The following is a 21,111-nucleotide window of genomic DNA, read 5'->3' on the forward strand; positions in this document are numbered from 1 at the left end:
AGGGCCAGCACCTGTTCACCGGCGTTATGTTTCTCCAGAAAATGACGGAAATTCATGATGGTGGTGCGGTCGGGGACACAGCAGTCGATACCGGCAAACTGACGAAATGGCAGCATGTCATGAAGGGCATCTTCGGCAGCACTGTCACTGAGGTCAAACCAGAGTTGCAGGCAGTGAATACGCAGCATGAGCAACAGGGGAAAAGGTCTGCGTCCCCGTCGGGATGAGGGATAGCAGGGAAGCAGCATATCAGCGATATCGTGCCATGGGACAAGAACATCCATACGGTCAAGGAACTGTTTTTTGCGGGAGGAATAGCTGGAAAGTGCGGGCATCGTGAAAAATCTATGGCAAAGAAAGCCTTATGTTCTCATAACTGACGATTAAATCGCACCTTCCTTAGTACCATTCCTGTAGGGTATGAAAATGGGGAATTTTTTCCAGGAAAAAACTGGGCTGCCGGATGTTTTGACGGCTCTTCCGGGATTAACAATATACTTTTAGTTAGGTGAACTATTTGGCTAAGAATTGGAGTCATTTTTTCTCATATTCTTAATAAGAAGATGTGATATCAGTGATCATTTCTACACACTATTCGACTAGAAATCTAAAGATCAAACAAATCCTTCATTTTAATCTCCAACCCGCTAGCAATAACCCCAATTACTTCCAAAGTGGGATTTCTCACGCCTCGCTCAATCCCACTGATATAAGTGCGATCTAAACCACACTTATCTGCAAAAGCCTCTTGCGAGAGCCCGGCCTTTAAGCGAAGAGCTTTAACGCGTTGCCCGAAGCGCAATGTGATGTCTTTTGTATTTTCCATGCAAATAAGCATTAACTCTTGTTGCTTATCAGACCACGGACGATGAGTCACATATGAGAGATTTTGTCGATTTAATCGATAAAGTTGGAATGTCAGGCTGGATCGTGAAATACGAACAGTGATGCCAGTTCGGTGTGAAGGGCAGTGGCGAGAATATAAAGTACTTCAAGCGTTGGGTTGCGGGTACCACGTTCAATACCGCTGATATAGGTGCGATCGAGTCCACACTTATCGGCAAAACTTTCCTGCGAAAGTCCGGCCTCGAGTCTAAGTGCTCTGACACGCTGTCCCAGCAGGACTTTGACATCTTCTGATCTTTTCATGCGACAAGCATTAGTATTTGATGATTATAAGTCCACGGACTATTAGTCACATCTGTAAGGCTTTGTGCTACTATGTGACTTATAGTCAACATGAAAGGAGATCATATGAAACATCAGGACTGGCATCCCGCAGATATCATTGCGAGTTTAAGAAAAAAAGGAACTTCACTGGCCGCACTTTCCCGTGAGTCGGGGCTGGCTTCATCCACGTTAGCCAATGCATTGACCCGCCACTGGCCGAAAGGGGAGCGACTAATCGCTGAAGCTCTGAATACTCAACCAGAACAGATCTGGCCTTCACGCTATCAAGGTAATAAAACTTATCGCGAGAAGCAGAAAGAGCAGGTGACGTAAGCGTAAGGCTGATGACAACGCTTGGATGCCCGATGGCGAAAGCTTATCGGGCCTGGACCGGAATGGTTGCCCCAGGCCGGATAAGGCGCTGGCTGTCATCCGGAGAAAAGGTTTGTCAGCACTTCGAAGTCAGTGCGATCGGCGGTTTTTTATTTTCGCTATACAGCATAGTATTGAGCCTCTTAATCAGCAGATCCAGGAGGCACAATGACCACGCGCAATATCGAACAAGGCTTCTGGCGTTCAGAATCTGCCCCCTGGATTGAGCTGCGCACCACCTGGCAGAGTACGCAGGCCTATAAACTGCATCAGCATCCGCAGCTGTCTGTTGGCGCGATCCTTGAAGGCGAGACGCTGGCCTGGTGCGGTGGGCAGGAGTATCACCTGCAGCCTGAAGAGATGATCCTGATTGCACCCAGGGCAGCGCACAGCTGCAACCCGGTTGCCGGGATCCCCCGGAGTTACCATATGCTCTATCTCGATCAGCAATGGTGCCTCGAACAACTTGGCTGGCCGGTCGATGCCACGCTGTGCTGCGAACAAACCCAGTTGCGCTGTCCCGCGTCGCTTGGTGCATTTAAACGCGTCACTGAACTGCTCCAGAAAAACGAGACTGATGCGCTACCCGCTGCCGTCCGTGCATTGCTGGCGGTATTGCCGGGACTAAAAATACGTGCCCCAGGTCCGCAAGATTTTCAGGAGATGCAGTCGGCGCTGCAGGCTGATTTTTGCGGCGCTCCCTCGCTGGACAAACTCGCCAGTCATTATGCGCTGCGCAAAGAGACGCTGATCCGTCAGTTTAAACAGGCCACGGGGCTGACGCCTGGCGCCTGGCTGAACAATGCCCGCGTTGAGTTTGCTAAAAACCGGCTGCGGGCAGGGGGGGAGATTACCGATGTGGGTTATCAAAGCGGCTTTGCCGATCAAAGCCATTTTCACCGCACTTTTGTCAGTTTTACCGCCTCTACGCCGCGCCAGTATGCCCGGTCGCGATCAATATCCGACAATAAATAACGCCGCACCCTGACTACAGTGACCTTCTTTGGTTTTTGAGGTCACTATGTCATTTATCGCATATTTTATTCCTGCCGCCTTCCCGCTCCTGGCCCTGTCACACTTTGTGGCGTTGATAAGCCCGGGCCCTGATTTTTTTCTGCTGGCGGGGTACGCCATTCGCTACCGTCTGCGCGGGAGTGCGGGAATCGGGCCGGGCATTGCGCTGGGGAACGCGCTCTATATTGTGCTGGCGCTGTACGGCTGGCATCTGTTGCAGGACTACACCCTGTTATTTCGCGGGATTGAAATTGCTGGTGCGTTGTATCTGATCTGGATTGGCAGCCATCTGCTGCGCAGTCGCCCACAGCAATTAACACTGAATGCGACTGCTGAAGGTTGCCCGACTCTGCGCAAACAGTTCCTGCTGGGGCTGGGCTCGGCGCTGCTGAATCCCAAAAACGCACTCTTCTATCTGGCGCTGATGACCTCGATTCTCGGGGCAGGGGTCACGCTCCCACAGCAGATATTTTCCGGGATATGGATGAGTGTTGCCGTACTTGGCTGGAATCTGCTGGTTGCCGCCCTGATCGGTTTATCCGCCGTGCAGGCGCGGATCACATCATATGTTCATATCATTGAGCGGCTTGCCGGGGGCATTCTCGCGGGATTCGGCGTGCTGATGATCCTCGCGATGCTTCGTCACGCATGGGGATAACAATGTCTGCATTTATCCGTCGGGTTAGCGCTGTGCGGCAGGGTCGACAGGTTGACTGATTTGCTGGGACTGGAGCTTATCCTGATGGTGATACCAGGCGCCAATTGAGGAATAAATAAAACGGCCGAAGAAAAAGATAAAGCTGATAAGCAGTACGATACGGGTCATGCGACTGTCAAATCGATGTCGTTTTCGCATAGTGGTTGCCTGACTCACAATGGTTCCCTGGATAAGCCCTGTAAAAAGGGCGACAGCAACATTAAGTCACAGAGTGCTGATAAGGTCAATTCATCGCCAGATAAAAGCGAAATCAGCAAAAACATAACTTTAAATAATATAAATAAATTAAACATTTAGCGTGGAAATGATAAATTCATTTTCACGAGAAAAAAAGTAAGAAAAAATTTAACTACCCCGTCTTTGTTGATATAAGTCAATTATTACGTGTGGCTGGGAACTAAAATTTCTGCTCGTTTATCGCGTTGGGCCTAAACAGTCAGGATGGATGCCTGCCTGAACACTCCCCCTCAGGACCCTAGGTTGTATACCGAGCATCTATGACTTTCAAGAAACAGTACCGGCAGTATAAAGACAGATGGTGGGCGCTGCCTCTCATCCTGCCTTCTCTGTTGCTTCCTTTGTTCAGTATGGCTAATACTTTTACTTCGTTGTCTGGCGAAGGGGTTGCTCTTTTTTACCTGCCCATTGCCGTACTGATGAGCCTGATGGCGGTTTACGGCCTGGCGGCAGTTCCCGGAATGATTATCGGGCTGGTGCTGTTTTTTAGCCCGGATGAGCCGTGGCAACTTGTGGCGCAGACGCTGCATTTACTGGTGCCGGTCATGCTCAGTTGGGGAGGATACCGTGTTTTTGTGACCCGCAGGCACAACATTGCCTACGGTGATGCCCGCCTGCTGGTTCAGCGCCTGTTCTGGCAGGTATTTTGCCCGGCAACCCTGTATGTGACCATTCTGCAATTTGTTATCTGGTTATCGCTCTATGACACGATATTAAGTAATACCAATGCGTTAACCCTGGATATTCATCTGCTTATTGATTATCAGGCGATCCTGGTGGGGACGCTAATCGGCATCCCCACCTGCTATCTGCTGATTCGTATCATCCGCAATCCCCGCTATCTGCGCAGCTGGTTCTCGCAACTGCGAAATGAATGCGATCCTAAAGTGACCCGTGCCGAACAGGTTATCTGGCTGGCGTTAGCGGCAGGGCTCATCATTCTGCTGTTACGTCCGTTGACCGAAAGCAGCACCATTTTCGGGACCAGCTACACCTTATCGCTCATTCTTCCGGTGATGCTGTGGGGTTCGCTGCGCTTTGGCTATCGGCTGATTACTTTGCTCTGGGCGCTGTTGCTCGTGGTGTTTGTTCATTATTTCTACCGCTATCTGCCCGTGTATTCCGGCTATGAAGTCCAGCTGGCTATCGCCTCATCCTGCTATCTGGTTTACACCGTCATCATTCACTGTGTGGCGCTGCTGGCGACGCGTCAGCGGCAATTGCATGAGCGTGCCCGGCGTCTGGCGTATCTGGATCCGGTGGCGCATATGCCTAACCTGCGCGCGTTGAGCCGCGCCCTTGCTGACTCACCCTGGTCGGTATTGTGCCTGTTGCGTATTCCGGAGCTGGAGCTGCTGGGGCGTAACTACGGCATTATGTTGCGCATTCAGTACAAGCAAAAGCTGGCGGAGTGGATCGGGCAACTGCTGGATACGGGGGAAGATGTGTATCTGCTGACAGGCTACGATCTTGCCATTCGGATGCACTCCCGCTCGCACCAGAGCCGGATTGAGGAAGTCGACCTGCTGATTAAGCAGTTTCGTTTTTCCTGGGATGATATGCCGCTGCAGCCGCAGGTCGGGATGAGCTATTGCTATGTCCGCTCACCGGTTCAGCATCTCTATCTGCTGCTGGGGGAGCTAAGCACCATTGCGGATCTGTCGCTGGCAACCAATCATCCGGAAAGCCTGCAACAACGCGGAGCGGTAAATCTGCAACGCAGCCTGAAAGGCAAGGTGGACATGATGAGCCGCCTGCAGCGCGCGCTCGAAGAGAACCGCTTCAGCCTGATGGTGCAGCCCATTATTGGTATGCGCGGCGACAACTATCATGAAATATTGCTGCGCATGAAAGAGGAAAACGGCGAGTACATCCATCCTGATGTTTTCCTTCCCGTTGCCCATGAGTTTGGCCTTTCATCGCGCATCGATCTGTGGGTTGTTGAGCATGTTCTGAGTTTTATGGCCGCGCAGCGTGAACGTCTACCGGGTCAACGTTTCTCCATTAACCTCTCGCCGACCTCCGTCTGTCGGGCCCAGTTTTCCCTCGAAGTCGGGCGGTTATTGCGTAAATACAATATAGAAGCCTGGCAGCTTATTTTCGAAGTCACTGAGAGCACTTCACTGTCGAATTTACGTCAGGCCAACCAGACGCTGAGCCAGTTACAACAGATGGGATGCCGGGTGGCAATCGATGATTTTGGCACCGGCTATGCCAGCTATGCGCGGCTGAAAAATGTGAATGCGGATATTCTCAAGATCGACGGCAGCTTTATCCGCAATATTGTTTCCAACAGCCTGGATTACCAGATTGTGGCCTCTATCTGTCATTTAGCACGGATGAAGAAAATGCTGGTGGTGGCGGAATATGTCGAAAGCGAAGAGATACGCAGCGCAGCAATTGCGCTGGGTATCGATTATTTACAGGGCTATTTGATAGGCAAACCCGTACCGGTGGAAAGTCTGCAACGGGATGCGTAACGGCCTGATCTCAGGCCGCGACGTCGGGTGCTTGTTCTTCTTCGATCTTCAGTCGCCAGCCGGTGACCGATTCCCAGTAATCCTGCTCTTTTTCCAGATCGAACAGCACCAGAGCATTCTGGCTGAACCAGTCGTGCGGGAAACTCAGCGTCCAGTGATTATCGTCCGTGGTCAGACGCAGGGTCGGCGGCGTGGTGGTCGCCTGACGTTGGTTATTAAGCAGCACGCCAAGACGTAAAATCTGCACCAGCGGCAGGAACTGCTTTTTCCTGAACAGGGTGAAGCGGGGCAGATCGTCGAGCTTGATCCCCTTACGGTGATAGCGCACAAGCGTTGCCATCATCAGCTGCTGCTCCTGATTGAAGCCGGGCAAATCACTGTGTTGCAGAATATAGGCCGAATGGCGGTGCATACCGCTGTGGTTAATATTCAGCCCCACTTCGTGCAGCATCACCGCCCATTTGAGCAGGGCGGCCAGCTGCGGATTCGCCTGCTTCGGGTTTTGCGCCTGCCACTGATCAAACATATTGGTGGTGGTTTCCAGCACCCGGCGGGCCTGATCCCGGTCAATATTGTACTGACTGGCAAGCGCCTGTGCGGTGCGGCTGCGGATATCCTGATGACGGAAGCGACCTTCCATCTCATACAGAACGCCTTCGCGTAGTGCGCCGTCAGACAGGCGTAGCTCGCGAATGGCCAGCGCATCAAAGACGCCACACATAATGGCAAGGCCAGGCACAAAGACCGCTTTACGCTCTTCAGAAAGTCCCGGCAGGCTGAGTTCGTTGAAATTTTTGAATTTCAGTACTTCAGCGACCAGCTTATCGAGGCGCTCCGGGGTAATAAAACCGTCTTTTTCCCCCATGGCCAGCAGGACTTCATGGGCGGCTTTGATGGTGCCGGAGGCACCGAGCGCAACGTTCCAGCCCTGAATACGGTACTGCCATGCCAGGGTTTCCAGTTTTTGCACCGCTGACATCCGGGCGCGCTGGAAGCTTTCGCGATTCAGGGCGCCACCGGGGAAATAGGTCTGGGCAAAGCTGACGCACCCCATCCGGCGGCTTTCCACCATGCGAGGTTCAAAATCTTCACCGATCACCAGCTCAGTCGAGCCGCCGCCAATGTCGATCACCAGCTTGCGGCCTTTTTCCGGTTGGGTATGCTCAACGCCCATAAAAATCAGACGCGCTTCTTCGTTACCGGAAATAATCTCGATAGGGTAAGGAATAACCTGCTCGGCGCGCTTAAGAAATTCAGCTGCATTACGCGCCTGACGCAATGTGTGGGTACCCACAATGCAGACGCTGGAAGGCTCAAAACCCTGCAAGCGCTCAGCAAAGAGCGACAGGCAGTTCAGCCCACGCTCCATGGCCTCTTCACTTAGCGTGCTGTTGGCATCAAGGCCGTCGGCCAGATGCACGCGCTGCTTGAGGCGGCCAATTATTTGCATCGCGCCATCCACGACGCGCGCGATTACCATATGAAAACTGTTCGAACCCAGGTCGACCGCGGCAAATTCCTGCGGGCGTGGCGTGTTGTCATTTATCGGCATAGATTAATCAGGCTGTTCAAGTGAAGTCAGGTATTCATGAATCGCGAGCTGCGCGCGCACTTTACGGCGATTGCCGCGCGGCACATAACGATTACTTAGCTCTTTATCGACATAGCGGGCTTTCACGGTATCACTGAACAGAATGTCGATGATATCCAGTACTTGCTGCCTGAGGCGCGGGTCAAGTAACGGCGCTGCCACTTCGATACGGTAATCGATATTTCGCGTCATCCAGTCGGCTGACGACAGATACACTTTCTTGTCGCCACCATTATCAAAAATATAGATCCTGTCGTGCTCAAGGAAACGGTCAACAATGCTAATTACACGAATATTGTCGCTGATGCCACTCAGTTCAGGGATCAACGAACACATACCGCGTACCAGCAGGTTGATCTGGACACCGGAGCTGGATGCCGCATACAGCCTGTCTACCAGCCCTTTATCAACAAGGTTATTGATTTTCAGGGTGATGCCGGCAGGCAGTCCTTTCTGCGCATTGGCAATCTCTTTGTCGATCATCTCATAGAGAAGTGGACGTGAATTTTGCGGCGATACCAGCAGATAGTCGAAATGCACCGGTCGGTAAGGGTTTTCAATAAAGCTGAATACCCGACGAACTTCATTGGTGATACGGGCATCGGCGGTCAGTAAAGAGTAGTCGGTATAGATACGAGCCGTCTTCTCGTTAAAGTTGCCGGTGCCAATATGGGCATAACGCACAATCTCTTCCCCTTCCATACGCGAAATGAGGAACAGCTTGGCGTGAATTTTCAGGCCCGGCGCGGAGAAGATAACCTGCACACCGGCTTCGGTCAGACGTTTGGCCCAGTGAATATTCGCCTCTTCGTCGAAACGCGCCTGCAGTTCCACCACGACGGTCACTTTTTTACCATTGTGGGCGGCATGGATCATCGAGTCGATAATGCGCGAATCTTTTGCCACGCGATAGATGTTGATCTTAATCGCCAGCACGCTCGGGTCAAATGAGGCCTGGCGCAGCAGTTCAAGCACATGCTCAAAGGTGTGATACGGATAATAGAGCAGCACGTCCCGCTCGCGAACGGCATCAAAGCCATTACGGAATTTATCAAACCAGACGTGACGCAGGCGCGGCAACGGCTTATTCACCAGGTTGGCTTTGCCGACGTTCGGGAAGCCAATAAAGTCTTTAAAGTTGTGGTAGCGACCGCCAGGAATAATGGAGTCAAACCGGGAGATGGTCAGCTTATCACGCAGCATATCCACCATTGCATCCGGCATATCGCGCTGATAGACAAAACGCACGGGCTCTGCGGTCAGACGCTGCTTAAGGCTGGAGGACATCAGCTCCATCAGGCTCGATTCCATCTCGTGGACCAGATCATACTCGGAATCACGGGTCATCTTCATCGAGTAGGCATTCAGCGAATCGTAATCGAAAAAGCCGCTGAAAATATCATCGAGACAGTAACGCAGAATGTTATCCAGCAGGATCATCGGCTTGCGACGGCGCGGCGCTTCCGGCGGCAGGTTGACAAAGCGTGGCACCTTGTCTGATGGAATTTCCAGCAGGGCGTAACGAATGGTATCGCCACGAACAATTTCGACCGCCAGATAGGTGTAATCGTCTTTTAAGAATCGAATCAGGTTGGTTTCGCGATTAATCAGCGTCGGGGTAATGTGCTGGCGTAAGTAGTGTTTGAAATAGTGGCGCAGCCAGGTTTGCTGGTTAACGGAAAGCTGACGTTCGTTAATCAAAAAGATTTGATTACGCGCCATCTCAAGCAGTAAGTCATTGTACAGAGAGTCAAATTCCTGGTCGGCTTTCAGTACTCTGGTCTGGATTTTACCCAGCAAATGACGTGACTGGGTGTTCGTTCCTTGTCCTTGTTCTTCGCTAATAATGATACGGCGCTTAAGTTCTGCGAAACGGACCTTATAGAACTCATCAAGGTTATTGGAATAAATGCCAAGAAAACGCATACGCTCGATAAGCGGGTTGCTTTTGTCCGCGGCTTCCTGCAGAACGCGCTCGTTAAAGCACAACCAACTCAGTTCTTTTTCCAGATATAACTTTTCCTGACCCATTACAGCTTACACTCCAGTTAACTCTCGGGACACGGCAATGCCTGCTCGCCAGGCGGTGTCCTCGTGTGCAGGTAAACGTTATTGTCGTTTGCGCGAGAAAGACACCACATATTATGGCGAGCTTTGCCATCAGATGTCCAACTGTGACAGATAAGTATGACAGTAATCTGATTGTCATCTTAATATAGACGTTGCGCGTGACGTTAAGTCACGCGCAAACAAAGAAAAACAGCTTAATCAGCCGCGTAGCCTTGTGCAGGCAAGCAGACACCATCCAGCCAGGCCTTATTCTCCTGCATGGCAAGACGCCCATCGACAAACCAGCCGACCACCAGTGGATAAATGGCATGTTCCTGGGTTTGCACGCGGGCAGTAATGTCTTCTTCCGTGTCATCCGCAAACACCGGGATTTGCGCCTGCAAAATAACCGGGCCGCCATCCAGCTCATCAGTAACAAAATGCACGGTAGTGCCGTGAAGTTCGTCGCCGTTTTCCAGTACCTGACGGTGAGTATTGAGGCCAGGATATTTGGGCAACAGGGAAGGGTGGATATTAATAAGACGTGTAGCGTAATGGGCGACGAACGCCGGGCTGAGGATACGCATATAGCCTGCCAGCACGACCAGGTCCGGCGCGTAGGCGTCAATTTCCTGCATCAGTTGGCGGTCGAAGCCTTCGCGACTGGCAAACTGCGAAGCCAGAAGGGCATGAGCGGGAATACTGGCTTCCCGCGCACGTTCAAGGCCGAACGCGTCGGCCTTATTACTGAATACTGCCCTGATGGTGCCATTGATTTTCTTTTGTTTGCAGGCATCAATAATCGCCTGCAAATTGCTTCCGCTGCCGGAAATAAGCACCACTATATTTTTCATTCGATGATCACGCGCTCACTGGAATCGGATGCTTTGATAATACCGATTCTCCACGCGTTTTCACCTTTGGCATTCAACAATGCGATAGCCTTATCAGCTTCCGCTTCCGGCAGAGCGATAACCATACCAACGCCACAGTTAAAGGTGCGGTACATTTCATGGCGGCTGACGTTGCCAGCGCTTTGCAGCCAGTCAAAGACGGCTGGCCACTGCCAGGACGCTTCGTCAATCACCGCCTGAGTGTTGTCCGGCAGCACGCGCGGGATATTCTCCCAGAAGCCGCCGCCGGTCAGGTGGGCAATGGCGTGTACGTCCACATTTTCAATCAGTTCCAGGATTGATTTTACGTAGATGCGGGTTGGCGTCAGCAGGTGATCGGCCAGTGATTTACCTTCGAGCTGGGTGGTTTCCGGATCGCAACCGCTCACTTCAATCACTTTACGCACCAGCGAGTAACCGTTGGAGTGCGGACCGCTGGAAGCCAGAGCAATCAGTACGTCGCCATCGGTAACTTTCGAACCGTCGATGATCTCAGATTTTTCAACCACGCCGACGCAGAAACCCGCAACGTCATAATCTTCACCGTGGTACATGCCCGGCATCTCTGCGGTTTCACCGCCGACCAGCGCGCAACCTGATTGCAGGCAACCTTCGGCAATACCGGTTATCACGCTGGATGCAGTATCGACGTCCAGTTTGCCCGTGGCGTAGTAGTCGAGGAAGAACAGTGGCTCAGCGCCCTGTACCACCAGGTCGTTCACGCACATGGCAACCAGATCGATCCCGATGCTGTCGTGACGTTTCAGATCCATCGCCAGGCGCAGTTTTGTACCCACGCCGTCAGTGCCGGAAACCAGTACTGGCTCACGATATTTTTGCGGCAATGCGCACAGCGCGCCGAAGCCACCCAGGCCGCCCATAACTTCAGGACGACGGGTTTTCTTCACCACGCCTTTGATTCGGTCTACCAGAGCATTACCTGCGTCAATATCAACACCGGCATCTTTGTAGCTAAGAGAGGTTTTATCGGTCACTGCTTGAGTCCCCACGCGTTTGCTTGCGGTTCACCCGCCATTTTTCAGGCTGCCAGCTGAAACAGGGCGGGTGACAGAAATAAAATTCGGCGCAATTCTAACAGTGAAGGCAAACGTTTGCGAGTCCATTATTTCAGGGCAGTGAGGATTCTTAGGATATACTCTTTTCCAGTCTGATTGATCAGGATCAACGCCGTATCTGTAGCGCAACGGAAAAAAAGCGGTATAATCCGGCGATTTTTTTTGTGGCTACCACCTTTTAGGGGAAGGAGAAGAGTATGAAGGTTGTGGAAGTAAAACACCCACTCGTCAAACACAAGCTGGGACTGATGCGCGAACATGACATCAGCACTAAACGCTTTCGTGAACTCGCCTCGGAAGTCGGTAGCTTGCTGACCTATGAAGCGACTGCTGATCTGGAAACAGAACGCGTCGTGATCGAGGGCTGGAACGGCCCGGTAGAAGTTGAGCAGATCAAAGGTAAAAAAATCACCGTAGTGCCGATCCTGCGTGCCGGCCTTGGCATGATGGAAGGCGTGCTGGAACACGTCCCGAGCGCGCGTATCAGCGTTGTCGGTATTTATCGCAACGAAGAGACGCTGGAGCCGGTACCTTACTTCCAGAAGCTGGTTTCCAATATCGACGAACGTATGGCGCTGGTCGTTGACCCAATGCTTGCCACCGGCGGTTCCATGATCGCCACCATCGACCTGCTGAAAAACGCCGGCTGCCACAGCATTAAAGTGCTGGTGTTGGTTGCCGCGCCGGAAGGCCTGGCTGCGCTTGAGAAAGCTCACCCTGATGTCGAGCTGTACACTGCCTCGATCGACAAAGGTCTTAACGAGCACGGATACATTATTCCGGGCCTCGGCGATGCTGGTGACAAAATCTTTGGTACCAAGTAAATGATTTAAAAATTAAAGCCGACTTTAGAAGTCGGCTTTTTTTTGGCGTAAACCACAACAGAATCCACCTGATTGCATCACGCAGTTTATAAAACTGTGCGATGAACGATGGGTGGAACATATACAACAACACGTAACACTTAGAGGAAAACACTATGACGCGCCGTGCTATCGGGGTGAGTGAAAGACCGCCGCTTTTACAGACAATCCCGCTTAGTTTGCAGCACTTGTTCGCTATGTTTGGCGCAACCGTGCTGGTGCCAATCCTGTTTCACATCAACCCGGCCACCGTGCTGTTGTTTAATGGTGTCGGAACGCTGCTGTATCTCTTTATCTGTAAGGGTAAAATTCCGGCTTACCTGGGTTCCAGCTTTGCCTTTATTTCACCGGTGCTGCTGCTTCTGCCGCTGGGCTACGAAGTGGCGCTGGGTGGATTTATCATGTGCGGCGCGTTGTTCTGCGTCGTCGCTTTTATTGTGAAGAAAGCGGGCACGGGCTGGCTGGATGTGATGTTCCCGCCTGCGGCAATGGGCGCAATCGTTGCCGTCATCGGTCTGGAACTGGCCGGTGTCGCAGCCGGTATGGCCGGTTTGCTGCCAGCTGAAGGGCAATCCGCAGACACCAAAACGGTGATTATCTCGATGGTGACGCTGGGCGTGACGGTGTTCGGTTCGGTGCTGTTCCGTGGTTTCCTTGCCATCATCCCGATTCTGATTGGCGTGCTGGCGGGCTATGCGCTCTCCTTCGCCATGGGCGTGGTTGATTTCACTCCGATTGCCAAGGCGCACTGGTTTGCTCTGCCGACCTTCTACACCCCGCGCTTCGAATGGTTCGCTATTTTCACTATTCTGCCAGCAGCGCTGGTGGTGATTGCGGAACACGTGGGCCACCTGGTAGTGACGGCGAACATCGTGAAGAAAGACCTGATCCGCGATCCTGGCCTGCACCGCTCCATGTTTGCCAACGGCTTCTCCACCATGATTTCCGGTTTCTTCGGCTCCACGCCGAACACCACTTACGGTGAAAACATCGGCGTGATGGCGATTACCCGCGTCTACAGTACCTGGGTTATCGGCGGGGCGGCAATCATCGCCATCCTGCTCTCCTGCGTGGGTAAACTGGCGGCGGCTATCCAGATTATCCCGGTTCCGGTCATGGGCGGCGTTTCTCTGCTGCTGTACGGAGTAATCGGTGCATCCGGTATTCGCGTGCTGATCGAATCTAAAGTGGATTACAGCAAAGCGCAAAACCTGATCCTGACCTCGGTTATTCTGATCATCGGGGTGAGCGGCGCGAAAGTGCACATTGGCGCCGCAGAGCTGAAAGGCATGGCGCTGGCGACGATCGTCGGCGTGTGCCTGAGCCTGATCTTCAAACTGATCAGCGTCCTGCGCCCGGAAGAAGTGGTACTGGATGCCGATGACAGTAAAGCAAAAACGCACTAAAGGTCATCAGTAAACCGGGTTTGCTGCCCGGTTCAAACGCAGTGCAGTTTTATGATAGACTCACTGCGTTTTATTAAAGCCCTGTTGAGGTACGTCTGAACACACCGGCACAGCTTTCCCTGCCACTCTATCTCCCTGACGACGAAACTTTTGCGAGTTTCTGGCCGGGCGACAACCCTTCTTTGCTGGCGGCATTGCAAAATGTCCTTCGCCAGGAGCATAGCGGATATATCTATCTCTGGTCGCGTGAGGGCGCAGGTCGCAGCCACTTGCTGCACGCCGCCTGTGCCGAGTTGTCGCAACGAGGTGACGCAGTGGGCTATGTTCCGCTCGATAAGCGCACCTGGTTTGTCCCTGAAGTACTGGACGGCATGGAGCACCTTTCGCTGGTTTGCATCGATAATATTGAGTGTATTGCGGGTGACGAACTCTGGGAAATGGCGATGTTTAATCTCTATAACCGCATTCTGGAGTCCGGAAAAACGCGATTATTGATAACCGGCGACAGACCGCCGCGCCAGCTTAACCTCGGCTTACCGGATCTGGCTTCGCGCCTCGACTGGGGGCAAATCTACAAGCTGCAACCCCTTTCCGATGAAGACAAACTGCTGGCGCTGCAACTGCGTGCGCGGCTACGTGGGTTTGAACTGCCGGAAGACGTGGGGCGTTTTCTGCTTAAACGCCTGGACAGAGAAATGCGTACCCTGTTTGATACGCTGGATGAACTGGATCGCGCCTCGATTACCGCGCAACGTAAACTGACCATCCCGTTTGTGAAAGACATTCTCAAACTGTAGGCCCGGTAAGCAACACGCCACCGGGCTTCCTTACTTAGCTGACGATCTCCAGCACCTGTTCAGGTGGGCGACCAATGCGCGCCTGGCCTTTGGCGACCACAATCGGGCGTTCCATTAACTTTGGATTGTCGACCATTGCCTGGATCAACTCACTTTCACTCAGTTGGGCGTTATCCAGCGCCAGTGATTTATAGAGATCCTCTTTTCTGCGCATCAACTCCCGTGCGCTGGACATACCCAGCATATGCAGCAGAGACTTGATGGTGGGCGCATCTGCCGGTGTGTCCAGATACAGCACCACTTCAGGTTCAATCCCCTGGCTCTTGAGCAGGTTCAGGGTCTCGCGGCTTTTGGAGCAACGGGGATTATGATAAATCTGCACCGCGTCAGTCATTTTTTCTCCTTTTTACATCTTCTCAAACGGGTGGAATGTTTTCTGTAGCTGGCGAAGCTGATCGATACGGGCGTCATACCGGGCCTGCTGCAAACTGCCCAGCTTGACTTGAGAACTGGCGCTGCTCAACAGCGAAATCGCCTGATCAAGGCGGCCAGTCAGAGCCAGGCCTTCTGCACGGGCGGCAAGTTCCAGATCGCGATGATTCAGCGCCGCTTCCGCCTGCGCCAGCAGATCCCAGCCATTCACATCTTCCTTCCAGGTGAAGGTGAAGCGGTTGAGGATTTTTTGTGCTTCAGCGGGTTGCCCACCGGTTAAATACGCATTGGCGAGGTTGAGTTGCAGCACCGGATTGCTTTTCAGGTCTTTGGCATTTTTCAGGCGATTAATCGCCTCACTGTTTTTGCTTTGTCCTAAATCGATATCGGTCGCCAGATCGAGAAACCAGGCATTATTGGGATCATTGCTGAGCAGCGGTTGCAGCGTTTTCATGGCATCCGCGTATTTTTGGCTGTCCATCGATTGTAACGCCCGACCATACTGTGCCGCGCGCTGTTCGCGAATATTGCCTTTTGCCCATGCGTCAAGCTGATCGCTGGTGAGCTGATTACGCCCGGATTTGTACATGCCGAGGGTTCTGGCTTTCGCCAGATAAAAATCCTCTGAGGATTGCACAACCACCGGGCGCATCTGGTTGGCGCGGTTACGGGCATCAGACAGACGGCTTTCCGGCAAGGGGTGCGTCAGCAGGATTTCTGGCGGCCTCGTGGAATAACGCGCCTGGTCGAGCAGTTTCTCCAGAAAAGTGGGCATTGCCTGAGGATCGAAACCGGCACGTTGCAGCACCTGGATCCCAATACGGTCCGCTTCCTGTTCATTCTGCTGGGTAAAGCTGATCATGCCCTGGCGGGTACCGGCCAGGGTGCCAGTTAACGCCGCCATCCCGGCCTGTGGGCTGGCCATCGCCAGTAAAATTGAGCCCAGAGCCCCCGCCCAGGTAAGAGGGGCGCTACGTTTCTGATCTTCCATTGCCCGCGCCAGATGACGTTGCGTGACGTGGGAGATTTCATGCGCCATCACCGAGGCGAGCTGACTTTCGTTGTCGGCGTAACGGAAGAGCGCCGAATGCAGCACCACGTTACCGCCAAAAAAGGCGAAGGCGTTGATCTCGTCATTATTGACCAGATAAAAGTGGAAGGGGGTCTTCACTGAATCGGCGTGGGAGACCAGTCGCATGCCAAGGCTGTTAATGTACTGGACCAACAAAGGATCGTTGATCAATGGGGCGCTGCCACGCAACTGGCGAACATAGAAGTCACCCATCTGCATTTCCTGTCCGATTGACAGGGTGCTTCCTGCTGAGGTTCCCATATCCGGCAGATTATCTACCGAGTCCGCGAAGGCGGGCGCAGCCGTGCTAAAGGTCAGGGCTGCGATAAGGGTTGCGACCAGCGTTTTTTTCAACTGACTGAACATAACCTCTGTCCTGTATATTGAGTGTTACCGTTTGACCAAAAGCGCGAAACTTTGTTCCTGCGCGCTGGAAAAGGGAGTTTAGCCGCGTTATTCATAGATTAAAATCTTTTTACCCGCAGGCGGTGTTTCAGTGCAAAGGCATTAAAAAGCGAAGTCTTTTTTGTGACATTTCGATACACTTCGTCTACTCACCTCGCTCAATCCGGCTCTCCCGGAAGGAATTTATGCTCGAATTGTTGATGCAGTGGTATCGCCGTCGCTTTAGCGATCCTGAAGCGATTGCGTTACTGGTCATTCTGCTGGCAGGTTTTGTTATCCTTTTCTTTTTCAATGGCCTGCTGGCACCGCTGTTGGTTGCCCTGGTGCTGGCTTACCTGCTCGAGTGGCCGACCGTTCGCCTGGAGCGTATCGGTATCTCCCGCCGCTGGGCCGCCTCGCTGGTACTGATTATCTTTGTTGGCATCTTAATGGTGATGGCTTTTGTGGTGATGCCGATTGCCTGGCAGCAGGGGATGAACCTGATCCGCGATATGCCTGGGATGCTCAATAAACTCTCCGACTATGCCGCCACGCTGCCCCGGCGTTATCCGATGTTAATGGATGCGGGCATCATTGATGCGATGGCGGAAAACATGCGCACCCGAATGTCCGGGATGGGCGACTCAGTGGTCAAATATTCCCTCGCCTCGCTGGTGGGGCTGCTGACGCTCGCGGTCTATCTGGTGCTGGTGCCGCTGATGGTCTTTTTCCTGGTGAAAGATAAAGAGCAGATGCTCAACGCGGTACGCCGTGTACTGCCGCGCAATCGCGGGCTGGCAGGCCAGGTCTGGAAAGAGATGAACCAGCAAATCACCAACTATATTCGCGGCAAAGTGCTGGAAATGATTGTGGTGGGCGTCGCTACCTGGTTTGGTTTTTTACTCTTTGGCCTCAATTACTCGTTGCTGTTAGCCGTGCTGGTGGGCTTCTCGGTGTTGATCCCCTATATCGGCGCGTTTGTGGTCACCATCCCGGTTGTCTGCGTGGCGCTGTTTCAGTTCGGCGCAGGCACCGAGTTCTGGAGCTGCTTTGCGGTCTATCTGATTATTCAGGGGCTGGACGGCAATCTACTGGTGCCGGTGCTCTTCTCCGAGGCCGTCAACCTGCATCCGCTGGTTATCATCCTGTCAGTGATTATTTTTGGCGGTCTGTGGGGATTCTGGGGTGTGTTCTTCGCCATCCCGTTAGCGACGCTGGTCAAGGCCGTTATCCACGCCTGGCCGGACGCACCGGTGGTTGACGAACCGCATTAATTTTTACTCAGTGCGGCCTGTTTCCCCTCTCCTCAAAAAGAGGCGAGGGGTGGAATGGGCCTGTTTCTCAATTTGATAACTGGCCTGAGGCGATATTGATAAAAAGGGGCCAGTTGCAGCGCCATCAGTGCCTGTTATTTTGATTACGCAGATAGATAATCCAGTAGGTCACGCCCACCAGTAATCCACCGCCGATAATATTGCCGATGGTTACCGGGATCAGATTGGCGGTAATAAAATTACTGACGGTCAGGGCCGGGAAGTTATCCGGCGAGGAGTGTACCGTCGTCCAGAATGTGTCCGGGGCAAAATCACGGATAATAATCGCGAGTGGGATCAGAAACATATTGGCGATGCTGTGCTCAAATCCGCTGGCGACAAACATACCAATGGGTAGCAGCATTGCCATGATTTTATCCGTCAGCGTATGGCCGGAATAACTCATCCATACCGCCAGACAGACCATTAAATTACATAATGTGCCGAGGCAGACCGCCTCAATAAAGGTGTGGTGCATTTTATGGTCAGCGGTCTGTAATACATTAAGCCCCCACAGACCATTGCCGTTCATATGTTGCCCGGCGAACCAGATCAGGGCGACAAAGAACAGCGCACCCACCAGATTCCCCAGATAGACCAGGACCCAGTTGAGCAGCAGCTGCCCCCAGCTTATCAGCCCGCTGGCTTTCGCCATCACGGTAAGCACCGTTGAGGTAAAGAGATCGGCGCCACAGACCACCACCAGTATTAACCCCAGCGAGAAGCAGACGCCGCCCGCCAGTTTTGTCAGCCCGCTTGCCGGTGCCGGACCCATGGTGACAGTGATATAAAAAACAAAGGCGATCGAAATAAATACACCAGCGGTCACGGCGAGAAAGAAGGACAATTCTTTCTTCTTGCTGACTTTATATAAACCTGCCTGTTCGGCAACTTTTGCCATTTCTGCGGGTAGCCGCAGATCAAAAGCGTTGCTGGTATCCATAAGTATCTCCTGATTTCCGTGCATAAAGGACGGCGCAGATCGCGCGGGACAATATTGAAACTCGCCGTTTTATGCACAGCCCGTACCAGCTCAGGAGAAATTCCGGGGCGAAAGCGTTAATTGGTTCACAGTTAACGTCAGGAGAAAGACAGGGTTACAGGACTTCCCGTACGGCAATACCCAGCCGCTGCATACGTGACAGCAGGGTTGTACGTTTCATTCCTAATTTGGCAGCAGCACCGCGCGGACCCGCAACAATGCCATTGGTTTCCCGCAGCACCTGAATGATCCGCTGGCGCTCTTCTTCATCATTTTCAGGCGGTTCGGTGTGAATTATCTCTGCAACACGCGGTAAGGGAAACGGAAAGGGATCGTGCCCGACCGGCTGAACCATGCTGGTCGATTGCGTATTGAGGTGCAGGCTCAGGGTATTGTCCCGGGAGAGTAGTACGGCACGTTCAATGATGTTTTCCAGTTCGCGCACATTGCCAGGCCACTCGTAGCGTATGAGCTGGCGCATCGCATCAGCAGGAATGGTGTCGACGGCGCGATTGAGGCGTCGCGACAGCTTTTGGGTGAAATAGCGGGCCAGCAGGGGAATATCGTCCGGTCGATCGCGCAGCGGCGGCAGCATCAACGGGAACACGTTGAGACGGTAAAAGAGATCGTTACGGAATTCGCGATCAATCACCATCTGCTTGAGATCACGGTTAGTGGCGGCAATCACCCGCACGTTGACCGGGATGGTTCGCGTCCCGCCAATACGCTCAATCTCCCGCTCCTGTAACACGCGCAATAGCTTAGGCTGTAGCTCGATGGGCATATCGCCAATTTCATCAAGGAACAGAGTGCCGCCATCGGCCATTTCAAAGCGCCCGCGGTGGGTGTTGATCGCCCCGGTAAAGGCCCCTTTATCGTGACCAAACAGCTCACTTTCCAGCAGACTTGAGGGGATCGCCGCGCAGTTAATTTTCACCAGCGGTTTGTCTTTGCGCAGGCTTAACTGATGAATGGCGCGGGCAATAATCTCTTTTCCGGTCCCCGTTTCCCCCAGAATCAACACGGTGCTGTCACTCAGGGCGACAATATCGACCTGCTGCAGGACATCGCGCATGGCGTCACTTTGATAAACGATATCGCCAAAGGTCTGATTAGAGAGGATCTGCTGGTTAAGTTTGCTGTTTTCGTTTTTGAGATTTTCCTTCACATGCGTGACTTTGCGATAGGCATCGGCATTATCGACGGCAATGCCAATTCTGTCGGCAATCTGGCGAATTAATCGACAGTTTTGCGCGCTGAATATTGTCATATCCCGGTGGGATAGCACCAGCACCCCGGTGGACTGATGGCTGAATGCCAGCGGTAAGATAAATACCGCCTCCATGCCCGTCGCCAGCGATGCAAGCAGTGGATCGCTGCTCCATTGCTGCGGGTCGTCCTTCTTTTGTAGCAAGGATGGATGATGCTCATTGAGCGCACTTGAGAGCAGCGCGCTTTCACTGCGCAAGGGGTGATGCTGGCTGACCGGCTGCGGCGAGGTGAAGTCGGTTGAGTGCCAGATTAGCTGGCGGGAGCGCAAGGCATCGCGCAGCACCATGCTGACGCTGTCCACGCCAAAGAAGCGATGAATTTCCCGGGAAACATCCACCACCAGTTCATCAATATCCAGATGAGAGAGTACGGTATTGGTGATGTCGACCAGCACCCGGTCATGGTCACGATCCTGCTGTAATGTCGCCAGGGTAGTTTCCATTTCGCCCCGGGCGATATCGCCTTCCAGCCCTTGCGCCGCCAGTCTTGCCAGCCAGGCGAACATGGTATTGTCGGTGTCGCAGAATTTTCCGCCATCGGTACGCACGAAGCGCAACTCCGCCATCGTATCACTGGCAAGTAAAATCATATGGACGGAGCTGTCGCTGACCTGGCCGACGTACTCCTCGGCAGAAAACTCGTCGCTACCGTCGTCGAAACAGCGGTAAAAACAGTGGTCGCCAGGGCGTAATTCAATAAACTGGATGGGGCTGAAGGGAGGCGGTAGAGGAATGAACGCCCGTAGCAGGGACGCTTTATCTTTTTGTTCCAGCAAACGCTGTAAAATCATGGGTACCGCATCCTTCCAGAATCAATTGCACACAAGCAGACAAAAAAGAGTGAAGGCCAGCATTGAGTGACCCCTTACCGTTGTGTTCGCGTGATTTTTATTTATCAGTACATAAACAGGGCCACGTATTATCCTACTATAACCCTGTTTTTTGTAGTGTTAAGCGCTTCACGGATACACTAATTGTCATACTAATTGAT

Annotated in this window: 20 protein-coding genes; 8 read left to right on the forward strand and 12 right to left on the reverse strand. The window is 52.8% G+C overall.

All coding sequences use genetic code 11. The features are described from left to right. From ACSZO4_RS00930 to ACSZO4_RS00940, 3 genes are all read right to left on the reverse strand, one after another. Positions 1 to 335: transposase (locus ACSZO4_RS00930; protein ID WP_437886954.1), on the reverse strand; the 335-nt coding region annotated here is incomplete at its 3' end. Between the two features lie 272 nt (positions 336 to 607). Next, positions 608 to 826, reverse strand: coding sequence for a helix-turn-helix domain-containing protein (locus ACSZO4_RS00935; protein ID WP_437886955.1), 219 nt, complete (start codon positions 824 to 826; stop codon positions 608 to 610). A gap of 92 nt (positions 827 to 918) precedes the next feature. Beyond that, on the reverse strand, positions 919 to 1,149 hold the full coding sequence (locus tag ACSZO4_RS00940; RefSeq protein ID WP_437886956.1) for a helix-turn-helix domain-containing protein: 231 nt from the start codon (positions 1,147 to 1,149) through the stop codon (positions 919 to 921). A gap of 105 nt (positions 1,150 to 1,254) precedes the next feature. Between ACSZO4_RS00940 and ACSZO4_RS00945 the strand changes: the two genes are divergently transcribed. The 3 genes from ACSZO4_RS00945 to ACSZO4_RS00955 all read left to right on the forward strand — a co-directional run bounded on the left by ACSZO4_RS00945 (position 1,255) and on the right by ACSZO4_RS00955 (position 3,214). Beyond that, entirely contained in the window at positions 1,255 to 1,503 is a 249-nt protein-coding gene (locus tag ACSZO4_RS00945; protein WP_437886957.1) for a helix-turn-helix domain-containing protein, read from the forward strand. A gap of 207 nt (positions 1,504 to 1,710) precedes the next feature. Beyond that, positions 1,711 to 2,517: an AraC family transcriptional regulator gene (locus ACSZO4_RS00950; protein WP_437886958.1), complete on the forward strand. Its 807-nt coding sequence runs from the start codon at positions 1,711 to 1,713 to the stop codon at positions 2,515 to 2,517. A gap of 46 nt (positions 2,518 to 2,563) precedes the next feature. Then, positions 2,564 to 3,214, forward strand: coding sequence for a LysE family translocator (locus tag ACSZO4_RS00955; RefSeq protein WP_437886959.1), 651 nt, complete (start codon positions 2,564 to 2,566; stop codon positions 3,212 to 3,214). A 24-nt stretch (positions 3,215 to 3,238) separates the two neighbouring features. On the opposite strand, the gene ACSZO4_RS00960 is transcribed toward ACSZO4_RS00955, so the two are convergent. After that, the gene (locus ACSZO4_RS00960) at positions 3,239 to 3,430 is read right to left on the reverse strand and encodes a YfgG family protein (protein WP_437886960.1); all 192 of its coding nucleotides are present in this window, start codon (positions 3,428 to 3,430) and stop codon (positions 3,239 to 3,241) included. 341 nt (positions 3,431 to 3,771) lie between these two features. On the opposite strand from ACSZO4_RS00960, the gene ACSZO4_RS00965 reads away from it, so the two are divergent. Further along, entirely contained in the window at positions 3,772 to 5,991 is a 2,220-nt protein-coding gene (locus ACSZO4_RS00965; RefSeq protein ID WP_437886961.1) for an EAL domain-containing protein, read from the forward strand. Between the two features lie 10 nt (positions 5,992 to 6,001). On the opposite strand, the gene ppx is transcribed toward ACSZO4_RS00965, so the two are convergent. The 4 genes from ppx to purM all read right to left on the reverse strand — a co-directional run bounded on the left by ppx (position 6,002) and on the right by purM (position 11,519). After that, positions 6,002 to 7,543, reverse strand: a complete 1,542-nt coding sequence (gene ppx, locus ACSZO4_RS00970) for an exopolyphosphatase (RefSeq protein WP_437886962.1) — start codon at positions 7,541 to 7,543, stop codon at positions 6,002 to 6,004. 3 nt (positions 7,544 to 7,546) lie between these two features. Further along, positions 7,547 to 9,613, reverse strand: coding sequence for a polyphosphate kinase 1 (ppk1, locus tag ACSZO4_RS00975; protein WP_437886963.1), 2,067 nt, complete (start codon positions 9,611 to 9,613; stop codon positions 7,547 to 7,549). 233 nt (positions 9,614 to 9,846) lie between these two features. Further along, complete coding sequence (purN, locus tag ACSZO4_RS00980) at positions 9,847 to 10,485, reverse strand: phosphoribosylglycinamide formyltransferase (protein ID WP_437886964.1); 639 nt, start codon at positions 10,483 to 10,485, stop codon at positions 9,847 to 9,849. Then, positions 10,482 to 11,519: a phosphoribosylformylglycinamidine cyclo-ligase gene (purM, locus tag ACSZO4_RS00985; RefSeq protein ID WP_437886965.1), complete on the reverse strand. Its 1,038-nt coding sequence runs from the start codon at positions 11,517 to 11,519 to the stop codon at positions 10,482 to 10,484. Before purM ends, purN begins: the two co-directional genes overlap by 4 nt. 278 nt (positions 11,520 to 11,797) lie before the next feature. Here purM and upp point away from each other — a divergent pair, with 278 nt between their 5' ends. The 3 genes from upp to ACSZO4_RS01000 all read left to right on the forward strand — a co-directional run bounded on the left by upp (position 11,798) and on the right by ACSZO4_RS01000 (position 14,666). Then, positions 11,798 to 12,424: a uracil phosphoribosyltransferase gene (upp, locus tag ACSZO4_RS00990; RefSeq protein ID WP_437886966.1), complete on the forward strand. Its 627-nt coding sequence runs from the start codon at positions 11,798 to 11,800 to the stop codon at positions 12,422 to 12,424. A gap of 155 nt (positions 12,425 to 12,579) precedes the next feature. Then, a complete protein-coding gene (uraA, locus tag ACSZO4_RS00995) occupies positions 12,580 to 13,869 on the forward strand; it encodes a uracil permease (RefSeq protein WP_437886967.1) in 1,290 nt (429 codons plus the stop codon). Positions 13,870 to 13,964: 95 nt separating this feature from the next. Beyond that, the gene (locus ACSZO4_RS01000) at positions 13,965 to 14,666 is read left to right on the forward strand and encodes a DnaA inactivator Hda (protein ID WP_437887024.1); all 702 of its coding nucleotides are present in this window, start codon (positions 13,965 to 13,967) and stop codon (positions 14,664 to 14,666) included. A 34-nt stretch (positions 14,667 to 14,700) separates the two neighbouring features. Here ACSZO4_RS01000 and arsC read toward each other — a convergent pair whose 3' ends face one another. Further along, positions 14,701 to 15,060 carry an arsenate reductase (glutaredoxin) gene (arsC, locus tag ACSZO4_RS01005; protein ID WP_437886968.1) on the reverse strand — a complete coding sequence of 120 codons (360 nt, stop codon included), beginning with the start codon at positions 15,058 to 15,060 and terminating at the stop codon, positions 14,701 to 14,703. Positions 15,061 to 15,072: 12 nt separating this feature from the next. Further along, the gene (bepA, locus tag ACSZO4_RS01010; RefSeq protein WP_437886969.1) at positions 15,073 to 16,536 is read right to left on the reverse strand and encodes a beta-barrel assembly-enhancing protease; all 1,464 of its coding nucleotides are present in this window, start codon (positions 16,534 to 16,536) and stop codon (positions 15,073 to 15,075) included. Between the two features lie 224 nt (positions 16,537 to 16,760). Here bepA and ACSZO4_RS01015 point away from each other — a divergent pair, with 224 nt between their 5' ends. Further along, positions 16,761 to 17,828 (forward strand): AI-2E family transporter, encoded by a 1,068-nt coding sequence (locus ACSZO4_RS01015; protein WP_437886970.1) that lies wholly within the window; start codon positions 16,761 to 16,763, stop codon positions 17,826 to 17,828. A 124-nt stretch (positions 17,829 to 17,952) separates the two neighbouring features. Here ACSZO4_RS01015 and focA read toward each other — a convergent pair whose 3' ends face one another. Together focA and ACSZO4_RS01025 are read right to left on the reverse strand one after the other, a co-directional pair. Next, the gene (focA, locus tag ACSZO4_RS01020; RefSeq protein WP_437886971.1) at positions 17,953 to 18,810 is read right to left on the reverse strand and encodes a formate transporter FocA; all 858 of its coding nucleotides are present in this window, start codon (positions 18,808 to 18,810) and stop codon (positions 17,953 to 17,955) included. A gap of 154 nt (positions 18,811 to 18,964) precedes the next feature. After that, positions 18,965 to 20,911, reverse strand: coding sequence for a sigma 54-interacting transcriptional regulator (locus ACSZO4_RS01025; RefSeq protein ID WP_437886972.1), 1,947 nt, complete (start codon positions 20,909 to 20,911; stop codon positions 18,965 to 18,967). Between the last annotated feature and the right edge of the window lie 200 nt (positions 20,912 to 21,111).

Source organism: Phytobacter sp. V91 (genome assembly GCF_965644225.1).
In the GTDB taxonomy this organism is placed as follows: domain Bacteria; phylum Pseudomonadota; class Gammaproteobacteria; order Enterobacterales; family Enterobacteriaceae; genus CBFFRJ01.